11 protein-coding genes are annotated in these 11,538 nt (G+C 70.0%); 4 read left to right on the forward strand and 7 right to left on the reverse strand.

The window, feature by feature from the left end; translation table 11 throughout:
• Positions 1-35 precede the first annotated feature (35 nt).
• The 3 genes from F3T56_RS01415 to F3T56_RS01425 all read left to right on the forward strand — a co-directional run bounded on the left by F3T56_RS01415 (position 36) and on the right by F3T56_RS01425 (position 4,007).
• Positions 36-614 carry a TerD family protein gene (locus F3T56_RS01415; RefSeq protein ID WP_149822779.1) on the forward strand — a complete coding sequence of 193 codons (579 nt, stop codon included), beginning with the start codon at positions 36-38 and terminating at the stop codon, positions 612-614.
• A gap of 45 nt (positions 615-659) precedes the next feature.
• Positions 660-2,723 (forward strand): TerD family protein, encoded by a 2,064-nt coding sequence (locus F3T56_RS01420; RefSeq protein ID WP_149822780.1) that lies wholly within the window; start codon positions 660-662, stop codon positions 2,721-2,723.
• Between the two features lie 282 nt (positions 2,724-3,005).
• Positions 3,006-4,007 carry a TerC family protein gene (locus tag F3T56_RS01425; protein ID WP_149822781.1) on the forward strand — a complete coding sequence of 334 codons (1,002 nt, stop codon included), beginning with the start codon at positions 3,006-3,008 and terminating at the stop codon, positions 4,005-4,007.
• Between the two features lie 84 nt (positions 4,008-4,091).
• On the opposite strand, the gene F3T56_RS01430 is transcribed toward F3T56_RS01425, so the two are convergent.
• Both F3T56_RS01430 and F3T56_RS01435 read right to left on the reverse strand, forming a co-directional pair.
• Complete coding sequence (locus F3T56_RS01430; protein ID WP_149822782.1) at positions 4,092-5,369, reverse strand: MFS transporter; 1,278 nt, start codon at positions 5,367-5,369, stop codon at positions 4,092-4,094.
• Between the two features lie 143 nt (positions 5,370-5,512).
• On the reverse strand, positions 5,513-6,559 hold the full coding sequence (locus tag F3T56_RS01435) for a S66 family peptidase (protein ID WP_149822783.1): 1,047 nt from the start codon (positions 6,557-6,559) through the stop codon (positions 5,513-5,515).
• A 101-nt stretch (positions 6,560-6,660) separates the two neighbouring features.
• Here F3T56_RS01435 and aroQ point away from each other — a divergent pair, with 101 nt between their 5' ends.
• Positions 6,661-7,134, forward strand: a complete 474-nt coding sequence (aroQ, locus tag F3T56_RS01440) for a type II 3-dehydroquinate dehydratase (RefSeq protein WP_149822784.1) — start codon at positions 6,661-6,663, stop codon at positions 7,132-7,134.
• Between the two features lie 57 nt (positions 7,135-7,191).
• On the opposite strand, the gene F3T56_RS01445 is transcribed toward aroQ, so the two are convergent.
• The 5 genes from F3T56_RS01445 to F3T56_RS01465 form a co-directional block, all read right to left on the reverse strand.
• Positions 7,192-7,944: an amino acid ABC transporter ATP-binding protein gene (locus F3T56_RS01445; RefSeq protein WP_149822785.1), complete on the reverse strand. Its 753-nt coding sequence runs from the start codon at positions 7,942-7,944 to the stop codon at positions 7,192-7,194.
• The gene (locus F3T56_RS01450; RefSeq protein WP_149822786.1) at positions 7,941-8,858 is read right to left on the reverse strand and encodes an amino acid ABC transporter permease; all 918 of its coding nucleotides are present in this window, start codon (positions 8,856-8,858) and stop codon (positions 7,941-7,943) included. The genes F3T56_RS01445 and F3T56_RS01450 overlap by 4 nt, the downstream gene beginning before the upstream one ends.
• The gene (locus F3T56_RS01455) at positions 8,855-9,754 is read right to left on the reverse strand and encodes an ABC transporter substrate-binding protein (RefSeq protein WP_149822787.1); all 900 of its coding nucleotides are present in this window, start codon (positions 9,752-9,754) and stop codon (positions 8,855-8,857) included. The genes F3T56_RS01450 and F3T56_RS01455 overlap by 4 nt, the downstream gene beginning before the upstream one ends.
• A gap of 377 nt (positions 9,755-10,131) precedes the next feature.
• Positions 10,132-10,788, reverse strand: coding sequence for an MBL fold metallo-hydrolase (locus F3T56_RS01460; RefSeq protein WP_149822788.1), 657 nt, complete (start codon positions 10,786-10,788; stop codon positions 10,132-10,134).
• A 10-nt stretch (positions 10,789-10,798) separates the two neighbouring features.
• On the reverse strand, positions 10,799-11,512 hold the full coding sequence (locus tag F3T56_RS01465) for a maleylpyruvate isomerase family mycothiol-dependent enzyme (RefSeq protein ID WP_149822789.1): 714 nt from the start codon (positions 11,510-11,512) through the stop codon (positions 10,799-10,801).
• Positions 11,513-11,538 lie beyond the last annotated feature (26 nt).

Raw genomic sequence — 11,538 nt, forward strand, 5'->3', positions numbered from 1 at the left:
GGCAACAGGGGACCGCTCGAGAGGGGAATCAGCGCGTGACCGTCAACATGACCAAGGGTCAGGCCATCAGTCTGCAGAAGAACGACGGAGGCACTCTGACCGCGGTGCGTATGGGTCTCGGCTGGCAGGCTGCCCCCAGGCGCGGCCTGTTCGGGTCCCGCACCCGGGAGATCGACCTCGACGCCTCAGCCGTCCTGTTCGCCGACAAGCAGCCGGTCGACGTCGTCTTCTTCCGTCACCTGGTGAGCGACGACGGCTCGGTCCGCCACACCGGCGACAACCTGGTCGGCGGTGTCGGTCAGGGCGGCGACGACGAGGCGATCCTCGTCGACCTAGCGCGCGTCCCGGTCCACATCGACCAGATCATCTTCACCGTGAACTCCTTCACGGGCCAGACCTTCCAGGAAGTGCAGAACGCGTTCTGCCGCCTGGTCGACGAGACGAACGGCCAGGAGCTCGCCCGCTACACCCTCGCGGGCGGCGGCAACTACACGGCCCAGATCATGGCGAAGGTCCACCGCTCCGGCGCGAACTGGACCATGACCGCCATCGGCACACCGGCCAACGGCCGAACCTTCCAGGACCTGATGCCCGCGATCCTGCCGGTCCTGTAGGCAGCCGAGGCACCACGCACCGAGCGACACAGGGGGACGAAGTCGATGACGGCCGAGCTGGTCCGGGGGCAGAACCATCCGCTGCCCGAGGTCCGACTGGAGATCCGCGTCTCGGCCGGTACGCCGGTCGTGGCCGGGGCCACCCTCGGCGACGAGCAGGGCCGGGTGCGCGGAGTGGAGTGGGTGGCTCATCCGGGCGCGCCCACCCTGCCGGGCCTCGAGGTCTCCAAGCAGGCGGCCGCCGACCACCGCCTCGCCGTGGACCTGGAGGCCCTGTCGCCGTCCGTGCACCGGGTGATCGTGCTGCTCGCGCTGCCGCCCGGGACCGGCGGCCCGGTGCGCTTCGGTGCCGTCGCCGCCCCCTTCGTCGCGGTCACCGGCCTCGACGGCACCGAGGTCGCCAGTTACACGATCACCGGTCTGGACGCCGAGTCGGCCGTCGTCGCCCTGGTGTTGTACCGCAGGCAGGGCGTCTGGAAGGTCCGCGCGGTCGGCCAGGGGTACGCGGGCGGTCTCGCGGAGCTGCTCACCGACCAAGGCCTGCCCGAGGCCCGGCAGTTGGCGGGCAGCATCCATGAGGCGGTGGCCCAGGGCCTCGCCCGCTCGGTGGCCGCACCTCCGCCCCGCCTGCCGGACGCGGGCCGACCCCGGCAGACCGCATCCCCGACGCCGGGCCCGGACCAGACCCACGGCACCACACCCCAGGGCGTCTCTGGTAACACCTCGCCGACGCAGGGCCCTCAGACCACATCGCCGTACGGCACGTCCCCGTACGGGGATTCCGGGGCGCGGGACGCCTCACGGCCCGACCACGCCTCCGCCCAGCACGGCGGCCCGGCACCGGCGGACCCGCCCACCGGCACACCGCCCGCCCCGCCCACGGCCGGCGGCCCCGTCGACTACACGCACCCCGGGCGACAGACGACAGCGCCGCCACCGCCCCCGCCGACCGCGCCTCCCGCCCAGCCCGGGCAGCCCAGCCAGCCCGTCGCGGGGGACGCGACCGGCTGGTCCATGGACGAGCGGCTCTACAACCAGGTGTGGGGCATGTTCGAGGACCTGGCCCGCACCACGGCCGCGTACCGCAGTGCCGTCGACTTCGCCGAGTCGCGTATGGAACAGGAGCTGGACAAGGTCCTTTCCGACCCGCGCAGCCGCATAGGCGGGCAGGGCGACGCCGCGCGCGAGGCCGCCCGCGCCAAGCACGCCGAACTCGTCGACCAGGCCAGGGTCGCCCTCGACCGGGATCTCGCCCAGCTCCGGGCCGAGGTCGACGTCGTCGAACCCGCGCTGCCCGCGGCGTTCGCGAGCTGGGACAACCCGGTGTGGCACGGCTACCGGGTGCCGATGGAGATACCGATGGCCCTGCGCCTGGGCGACCTGCATCTGCCCGAGAGCGAGGACGTCCGCATCCCGATGCTGGTCCGGCTGCCGCTGGAGCGCGGCCTGTGGATCGACAGCGGTCCCTCCGGCTCCCACGACTCGCTCGCCGACTCCGACGAACTGCGCGGCCTCGCGCTGGACACGGCGGTGGCGCTCGCCGCGCGGCTGCTCGCGGTCTACCCGCCGGGCGACTTCGGGGTGCACGTCATCGACCCGGCCGGAGCCGGGGCCTCCGCGCTCGCGCCGCTCGTCCAGGCCGGTGTCCTCGCCGGACCGCCCGCCGCCGGAGCCGCAGGAGTCGCGGACGTCCTGGGACGGCTCACCCAGCGGGTCGACCTCGTCCACATGGCGGTGCGCGGTGGTGCGGCCGACTCCTTGCCCCCGGGCTTCGACACGGCCGAGCAGTTGCTGATCGTCAATGACTTCCCGCACGGGTTCGACGACCGTGCCGTGACCCAGCTGCGCTACCTCGCGGACGAGGGCCCGGCCGTCGGCGTCCACCTGATGATGGTCGCCGACCGGCAGGACGCCGCCGCCTACGGGCCGTTGCTCGACCCGCTGTGGCGTTCGCTGATGCGACTCACGCCCACCCCCGACGACCACCTGGCCGACCCCTGGGTCGGGCACGCGTGGACGTACGAGCCCTCGCGTGTCCCGCCCGGCAGCCGGGTCCTCCAGCAGGTGCTGACCCAGGTCGCGGAGGCCCGCCGCTCCTGGAACCGGTGACCGCCGTACCCTTCCCCAAGTCCTCGTAAAGCCGCCTGACCAGTGGTTTTGATACTTCCTTTGCCTTACCCTTTACCTTTTCTTGGTGAATGGGTATGCTCTTTTGAGCGGAGGGGAGTACTCCCTACTTGCTGCGGCGTACCCGTCAATACGGATCAGGACAGATCCCGGGGCGTCGGCCCGGCGGCACCAGGCGTTGTGGAACGCCCTGGAGGACCGGGTGGAAGAGACCTCCGGTAGCGACGACGCTGACATTTGCCGTTACGTACTGCCGGAGGCGCAGTGGATGTTTCCACGACCCTATGGGTCCTGACTGTTGTGGGCCTTGCCGCCCTCATCGCGGTCGACTTCTTCATCGGCCGCAAGCCCCATGACGTGTCCATCAAGGAAGCCGGAATCTGGACGGTCGTCTGGATCGTCCTGGCTGCCCTCTTCGGACTCGGGCTGCTCGTCTTCGCCGGCGGCCAGCCGGCCGGAGAGTTCTTCGCGGGCTTCATCACCGAGAAGTCCCTGAGCGTCGACAACCTCTTCGTCTTCGTCCTGATCATGGCGAAGTTCTCGGTGCCCTCGAAGTACCAGCAGAGGGTGCTGCTCGTCGGTGTGCTGATAGCCCTGGTGCTCCGCGCGATATTCATCGCCGCGGGCGCGGCGATCATCGCCAGCTTCTCCTGGGTCTTCTACATCTTCGGCGCGTTCCTGATCTACACCGCCTGGAAGCTGATCCAGGAGGCCAAGGCCGACGAGCCGGAAGAGGAGTACGAGGAGAACAAGCTGCTCAAGGCCGCCGAGAAGCGCTTCGGCGTGGCCGACAGGTACCACGGCACCAAGCTGTGGATCGAGCAGAACGGTAAGCGCGTCATGACGCCGATGCTGGTCGTCATGCTCGCCATCGGCACCACGGACGTGCTCTTTGCCCTGGACTCGATCCCGGCGATCTTCGGCCTGACCCAGGACCCGTACATCGTGTTCACGGCCAACGCGTTCGCGCTGATGGGCCTCAGGCAGCTGTACTTCCTGATCGGCGGCCTGCTGAAGAAGCTGGTCCACCTGTCCTACGGCCTGTCGGTCATCCTCGGCTTCATCGGCGTGAAGCTTGTGCTGCACGCGCTGCACGAGTCCGGTGTCCACGTGCCCGAGATCTCCATCCCGGTCTCGCTCGGCGTGATCTGCGCCGTCCTGATCGTCACCACGATCACCAGCCTGATCGCCTCCAAGAAGCAGGCGCAGGCCGAGGCCGAGCAGGAGAAGGCCGAAGGCGCCGAGAAGGACAGCATCGAGGCCTGACAGCGGCCGACACCACACTCCGGGTCCACCTCGTGCTGTTCGAGGCGGACCCGGAGTCGGCGGTGCATCCGTAGCAGCCGTCGCTCACCCCGCGGTGGCCTCCGCCGCCCCGGCTGTCGCCGCCGGTACCGGACGTGTCTCCGGCAGCAGCGCGAAGCAGCCCAGGCTCAGCAGCGCGATCCCGGTCAGATAGGCGCCCACGCCCCAGGGCACCCGACCGCCCTGCGCCACCGCGGTGGCCACGATCGGGGTGAGGGCGCCGCCGAGCACCCCGCCGAGGTTGTAGCCCACCGCGGCGCCCGTGCAGCGCACTCGGGGCTCGTACAGCTCCGGAAGGTACGCGGCGATGACGGCGAACATCGTGATGAAAGCGAGCATCGCCACCAGGAAGCCGAGGAACATCAGCAGGGGCTCACCGGTCGACAGCAACGCGACCATGGGGAACATCCACAGCACAGTGGCGGTACAGCCCACCAGGCACATCGGGCGCCGCCCGTAGCGGTCGCCGAGCACCGCCGCCAGCGGTGTGACGGCGCCCTTCACCACCACGGCGCCCATGATGCAGATCAGCATGACGGTACGGCTCACCCCGAGCCGCTCGGTCGCGTACGAGAGGGACCAGGTCGTCACCGTGTAGAACACCGCGTACCCGATCGAGAGCGCCCCGGCGGTCAGCAGGACGAGTCGCCAGTGGTCGCGCACCACCTCGGCGAGCGGCACGCGCGCATGGTCGTCGATCTCGAGGAACCGCGGGCTCTCCGTGAGTGACGACCGCGGCCACAGCCCCGCCACGGCCAGCACCCCCGCCGCCCAGAACGGCACTCGCCACCCCCATGTGACGAACTGTGCCTCCGTCAGGCCCGCCGACAGCGCCAGCATCACGCCGTTGGCCAACAGGAACCCCACCGCGGGCCCGACCTGCGGGAAGCTCGACCACAAGCCGCGCCGCTCGGCCGGCGCGTGCTCCGCCGTCAGCAGCACGGCGCCGCCCCACTCCCCGCCGAGTCCGAGCCCCTGCAGGAAACGCAAGCCGAGGAGGAGGAAGGGAGCGGTCACGCCGATCGAGTCGAACGTGGGGACGCAGCCCACGGCCACGGTCGCGCCGCCGGTCAGCAGCAGTGAGGCGACGAGGACCGGCCGCCGCCCGTGCCGGTCCCCGATGTGCCCGAACAGCACCGAGCCCAACGGTCTCGCCACGAACCCGACCCCGAAGGTCGCGAACGCCGCGAGGGTTCCCGCCAGCGGCGAGAACGTCGGAAAGAACAGCGGCCCCAGGACGAGGGCCGCCGCCGTCCCGTAGACGAAGAAGTCGTAGAACTCGATGGCCGTCCCCGCGAGCGAGGCGGCCGCGAGGCGCGGCATAGAGGGCGGTTTGACGGTGCGTGCGGGGTGCATGCCGCGTCAACTACCCACGGTGACCAAGGGTTACGGGGGCGTGCGGAGGCGCGTTCGACGTCAATATGTCTCAGGAGGCATCAATGTGTCTCGGGAGGCATCCGTGCGGCTCAGTAGGTCATGGTGATGCGCCGGGCGGGACCGTCCACACGGATCACACCCCCATAGGGGATGACGACTTGGGGATCGGTGTGGCCGAGATCCACATCGAAGACGATCGTGGTGTCGGGGGCGTACGCCCGCATGGCGCGCAGTACGGCCTCGCGCTGTTCCTCCGCGTAACGCGCCGCTTCCTCGGGCGTATTGCGCTGCTCGAAGGACCACGTCTTGGGGCGGCCCATCAGCAAGGCGGAGAAGCGCCGGAGCAGCCCGCGCTCACCCATGTTCCGCAGGGTGCGGAAGACCTCCTCGGCGCGCGGCAGTTCCTCCGAGGTCTCCAGGAAGAGCACCCCTCCGTCGAAGACGGACAGGTCACGCGGTATCTCGCGGTCGGCCATCAGCAGCCAGCCCAGGATCTCCAGACAACCGCCCCAACCGCGTCCCTCCACCACGCGGTCGGCGTTCACCCAGGTCCATCCGGTGCCGGGCCGGGACTCCGGCTCCGCGTCGAAGGTCGCCGGGTCGGCCCAGTCGCGCTCGATGTCGTTGAAGCGCTCGGCGGGCCGCAACTCGTACGGCCCCGAGGCGAACAGCGCCGCGCGCAGGGACTGGGCGGACACCGGGTTCATGGCCCCAGGCCTGCCCAGCGTGGTCATCACCGTCCCGCCGTGGTAGCCGACGACGCCGGCGTTGTACAGGAACGCCAGCAGGTTGGTGTTGTCGCTCACGCCGAAGAACGGCTTGGGGTTGGCTCGCAGCAACTCTCGGTCGAGCAGCGGCAGTACGGTGATCTGGTCGTCGCCGCCGATCGTGGAGAACACGGCCTTGACGTCCGGGTCGGCGAAGGCCGCGTGGACGTCGTCGGCCCGCTCCTGGGGCGTCGTGCCCATCTTCCGCGTCGTCGGGTACTCGACCGGTTCGAGGCCGTACTCCGCACCCAGCCGCTCCAGGCCCAGTTCATAGGGCCGCGGGAACAGTTCGGGCAGACCGGCCGAGGGGGAGATGACGGCTACGCGGTGGCCGGGTGAGGGCTTCGGAGGGTACGAGGGCATGGTCATGCGGGGAGGTTATGGCTTCTCGCACTGCCGTTTCACCGTGATAAACCGGGTGCGAGCAGCGGTCCCGATGGGCCGCCCACCCCGAACGGACCGGAGGAACCGTGCCCCGCACCCTCGCCAACGCCCCGATCATGATCCTCAACGGGCCCAACCTGAACCTCCTGGGCCAGCGGCAGCCCGAGATCTACGGCTCCGACACGCTCGCCGACGTCGAGGCCATGTGCGCCAAGGCGGCGGCCGCGCACGGCGGCACGGTGGACTTCCGGCAGTCCAACCACGAGGGCGAACTGGTCGACTGGATCCACGAGGCACGCCTGGGCCACTGCGGGATCGTCATCAACCCCGGTGCCTACTCGCACACCTCCGTCGCGATCCTGGACGCCCTAAACACCTGCGACGACCTGCCCGTGCTGGAGGTCCACATCTCCAACATCCACAAGCGCGAGACCTTCCGGCACCACTCCTACGTCTCGCTGCGCGCCGACGGTGTCATCGCCGGGTGCGGGGTGCAGGGTTATGTGTTCGGCGTGGAGCGGGTCGCGGCGCTGGCGGGGACGGGGAAGACGGAGGCGTAAGCCCCGTTGTCGAGGAGCGTGCCCCTTACCGGCGGCCTGCCTCTGAGTTCCCGTTCCTCACAGTCGGCCCGCCTCCACGATCCGCCGCAGGAACCGCTGTGTGCGCTCCTGCTGCGGATCGCCGAAGATCTCCTCGGCGGTCCCGCGCTCCAGCACCACCCCACCGTCCAGAAAGCACACCTGGTCGGCGACGTCACGCGCGAAGCCCATCTCGTGCGTGGCGAGCACCATGGTCATGCCCTCGTCCTTCAGATCCCGGACGACGGTGAGGACCTCGCCCACGAGCTCCGGGTCCAGCGCGGCGGTGATCTCGTCGAGGAGCAGCAGCCGGGGCCGTACGGCCAACGCGCGGACGATCGCGACCCGTTGCTGCTGGCCGCCGCTCAGCCGGTCCGGGTACGCGTCCGCCTTGGCGGCGAGCCCCAGCCGGTCGAGCAGCTCACGGGCCCGCTGCTCCGCCTCCGCGCGGCCCACCCCGTGCACGCGGCGCGGGGCGAGGGTGATGTTGTCCAGGACCGTCATGTGCGGGAAGAGGTTGTACGCCTGGAACACCACGCCGATACGGCGCCGTACCGCGTCCTGGTCGACGCGCGGATCGGTGATCTCCTCGCCGTCCAGCCAGATCGCCCCGTCGTCGATGTCCTCCAGGAGGTTGGCGCAGCGCAGCAGCGTCGACTTGCCGGACCCGGAGGCTCCGATCAGCGCCGTCACGGTGTGCGGGGCGACCTCCAGGTCGACGTCCCGCAGGACGACCGACCCGCCGAAGGTCTTGCGGACGGACTCCATCCGCAGCACCGGTGCGTCGCTCATATGGTCCCTCCCTGGGCCCGCTGACGGTCCATCCGTGCCGTCACCCAGTCCGTGAGGCGGGTCATCGGAATGGTCAGCGCCACGAACACCAGTCCCGCGACGATGTACGGCGTGTAGTTGAGGCTGCGGCCGACGATGATGTCGGCGGCCCTCACGGCGTCGATCGCGCCGCCGATCGACACGAGCCCGGTGTCCTTCTGGAGGGACACCAGGTCGTTCAACAGCGGCGGCACCTGACGGCGTACCGCCTGGGGGAGCACGACGTGCCGCAGCGCCTGTCGGTTGGTGAGGCCCAGCGAGCGTGCCGCCGCGCGCTGCGAGGGGTGCACGGACTCGATGCCGGCGCGGAACACCTCGGCGACGTACGCGGAGTACGTCAGCGTCAGCGCGGTGCCGCCGAGCAGTACCGGGTCGACGGTCACGCCCTGGAGCCTGAGCGCCGGGACACCCAGTACCACGATCATCAAGTTGATGATCAGCGGCAGCCCGCGGAAGAAGTCGGTGTACGCGGCGGCCAGCGCCCGCAGCGGGAAGAAGACCGGGCCGCGCAGGGTCCGTGCGACGGCGATCAGCATGCCGAGGACGAGCACGGCGACGCCGCACACCAGCAGCAGCCGGACGTTGAGCCAGAGCCCTTCGAGGACCTTGGGGAACGCCTCGCGCGCGTACTCCGCGCTGAAGAACGTCTCCTTGGTGCGCGGCCAGCCGGGCGCGTTGACGACGACGAGATAGAGAACGGCAGCGGTGACCAGGGTCGACAGGGCGGCGATACCGGTGGCGCGGCGGGCCCGGGCACGCTTGTAGAGCTCCCGGTCGAGGCGCCGCTGGGAGGGGACGTAACCGTCGTCCGCGCGGGGCATGTCGCCCTTGTCGTCCGCGTCCTCCGGGCCCGACTCCTGCTTCACGACCTTCACTTGAGCACCGGGGCGTCGACGGCGTCGGAGAGCCACTCCTGCTCGATCTTCGCCAGCGTGCCGTCCTCGCGCAGAGCGTCGACGGCGGCCGTCACACAGGACGTCAGGGCGCTGCCCTTGTCGAGGACGAGACCGAACTGCTCCGGCGTACCGCCCTGGTTCTCGAACTGCCCGACGATCTTCGCGTCCGTCACCTCGGCCGAGGCGATGTAGAAGGCGGTCGGCAGGTCGACGACGATCGCGTCGATCTGGCCGTTCTGGAGCGCGGACTTGGCCTGGTCGTTCTTCGCGTACGCGGCGGCCTCCTGGGTCGGCTTCACCACGTCATTGATGTAGTTCAGGCTCGTGGTGCCGACCTGGGCGCCCAGGTGCAGGCTCTTGAGGTCCGCGATGCTAGTCGCCTTCGCGGCCTTGGAGTCCTTCAGCGCGATGACGGCCTGGCGCACGTCGTAGTAGCCCGACGAGAAGTCCACGGCCTTCTTGCGCTCGTTGCTGATCGACACCTGGTTGATGTCGAAGTCGAAGGTCTTCGCACCCGGCGCGAAGGCCTTGTTGAAGGGCACGGTCTGCCAGACGACGTCCGCCTTGTCGTAGCCGAGCTCATCGGCCACGGCGTACGCGACCGCCGACTCGAAGCCCTCGCCGTTCTTGGGGTCGTCGTCCTTGAACCACGGCTCGTACGCCGGGGAGTCGGTGGCTATCGTCAGCTTCCCGGCGGCCTCCGTGCTCAACTCGCCCTTGGCGCAGGATGCCCCGGACGCGGAGCCGGAGGCAGAGCCGGAAGCGTCCCCCTCCGGCTGCGGAGCGCAGCCCACCGCGACGGAGGCGAGCAGGGCGACGGTGGCGGCGGACGCGGCACGGCGCGGACGACGTGGGGCTCGGAGGGCAAGACGCATGGCGTGAGATTGACAGCGCGACATCCCGTTTGTCGAGGTCACGTCGGCAACTGTCCGCATATTGGGAACACGTGTTGCAGTTACGTGAACGCTCGACAGGAGACCCGGAGAACGCGTGCGGCAGCAGGTGCGCAGAGTGGGCTCGCAGCGGAACACGGGCGGGGCCGCCGGCCGAGGGCGGGGATTGGGAGGCCGGCGGCCCATCCACACAGGAGCCGTCATCCCGTGCGGACCTACCACCAGTGGACTACGCCAGGGCGCACGCCGGGAGCGCGTGCGTGACACCGGCGCGTGTGTTCGATTCACACGGGGCGCGTGCGGACGACCCGCACGCCCCTCCCGTAGGCCGCACCAACTGCCGTACGAGACCGGGGAGTTCACCAGCCCCGCGCGTGCCACTCCGGCAGCTGCGGGCGCTCCGCGCCGAGTGTCGTGTCGTTGCCGTGGCCCGGGTAGACCCACGTCTCGTCGGGGAGCACGTCGAAGATCTTCGTCTCCACGTCGTGGATCAGACTCGCGAAGGCCTTCGGATCCTTACGGGTGTTGCCCACGCCGCCGGGGAAGAGGCAGTCACCGGTGAACACATGGGGATGGCCGTGCGGGTCGTCGTAGACCAGGGCGATCGAACCCGGCGTGTGTCCCACCAGATGGCGCGCGGTGAGCTCCACGCGACCCACCCGGATCGTGTCCCCGTCGTCGACCAGTACGTCGGTCGCCACCGGGATGCCCTCGGCGTCGTCCCGGCCCGCGTACGTACGGGCGCCCGTGGCCGCCACCACCTCGGCGAGCGCCTGCCAGTGGTCGCCGTGCTGATGCGTGGTGACGACGGACGCGATCCCGTCGTCCCCGATCAGCGTGAGCAGCGTGCCGGCGTCGTTCGCCGCGTCGATCAGCAGCTGCTCGTCGGTGGCCCGGCAGCGCAGCAGATAGGCGTTGTTGTCCATCGGGCCGACCGCGACCTTGGAGATCATCAGGTCCCGCAGCTCGTGCACATCCGCAGGGCCGCCGACCTTCACTGCTCCGCTGTACGTCATGGCTATCAGCCTATAGCGGGGGTAGTGCCGGGAGTGTGCCTCCGTCGACCCGCAGGGCGGAGCCGTCGCGTCGGCCGGCGAGCCAGCCGAGGAGGTCGGCCCGGCTGCCGCTGACCGTGAGGTGATGGCCGCTTTCGATCTGTTCCGGGGGGACGGACCTGACGGCTCCGGTGGGGATCAGGCGCCCGTCGTCCTGCTTGATCACCAGTGTGGGGACACCTGGGTGGTCGCGGAACCGCTCGGTCAGGAAGTTGATCTCGCGCTGCATGAACTCCTCCGGCAAATCCTCCAGCTCGTACCCGATCCCGAGGTCCACGTGATGGATCTCCACCTCGATCCAGCGCCGGAACGGCACTCGGGACGCGGAATCCGTGACCCCGTTGCGCAGCTCGACGACGCGGGACCAGTCCGCCGAGACGGACGCGGCGTCCTGGAAGCGGTTCGCGCTCTGGCGTACGTCGGCGAGCTGCACCTCCAGGGGCCTTGGCGCGTCGCGCTCGATGTCGGCGTCCCGGGCCCCCTCGGAGACGTACATGGGGCGCCCTTCGAGGACGTTCACGAGGGCGTCCGCGTTGCGGGCGAGGTGGGCGAGGACGTGGCCACGAGTCCAGCCGGGCAGCCGTGACGGCTCGGCGACGGCGGCGTTGTCCAGCTTGGCGGCTGCGGTGAGGAGCCGGTCGGTCGCTTCGCGTACAGAGGCCAGGTCACGTGCGTGATCCATCATGACGCCGACCCTAGCCCCGCCACCCC

Origin of the sequence: Streptomyces tailanensis, assembly GCF_008386495.1 — a bacterium.
Taxonomy (GTDB): domain Bacteria; phylum Actinomycetota; class Actinomycetes; order Streptomycetales; family Streptomycetaceae; genus Streptomyces; species Streptomyces tailanensis.

Coding starts and splice junctions, on each gene's coding strand:
- F3T56_RS01460 (WP_149822788.1), bottom strand. CDS start 10,788: ATGACGTACAGCGGAGCAGTGAAGGTCGGCGGCCCTGCGGATGTGCAC.
- F3T56_RS01455 (WP_149822787.1), bottom strand. CDS start 9,754: ATGCGTCTTGCCCTCCGAGCCCCACGTCGTCCGCGCCGTGCCGCGTCC.
- F3T56_RS01430 (WP_149822782.1), bottom strand. CDS start 5,369: ATGCCGCGCCTCGCGGCCGCCTCGCTCGCGGGGACGGCCATCGAGTTC.
- F3T56_RS01445 (WP_149822785.1), bottom strand. CDS start 7,944: ATGAGCGACGCACCGGTGCTGCGGATGGAGTCCGTCCGCAAGACCTTC.
- F3T56_RS01465 (WP_149822789.1), bottom strand. CDS start 11,512: ATGATGGATCACGCACGTGACCTGGCCTCTGTACGCGAAGCGACCGAC.
- F3T56_RS01420 (WP_149822780.1), top strand. CDS start 660: ATGACGGCCGAGCTGGTCCGGGGGCAGAACCATCCGCTGCCCGAGGTC.
- F3T56_RS01435 (WP_149822783.1), bottom strand. CDS start 6,559: ATGACCATGCCCTCGTACCCTCCGAAGCCCTCACCCGGCCACCGCGTA.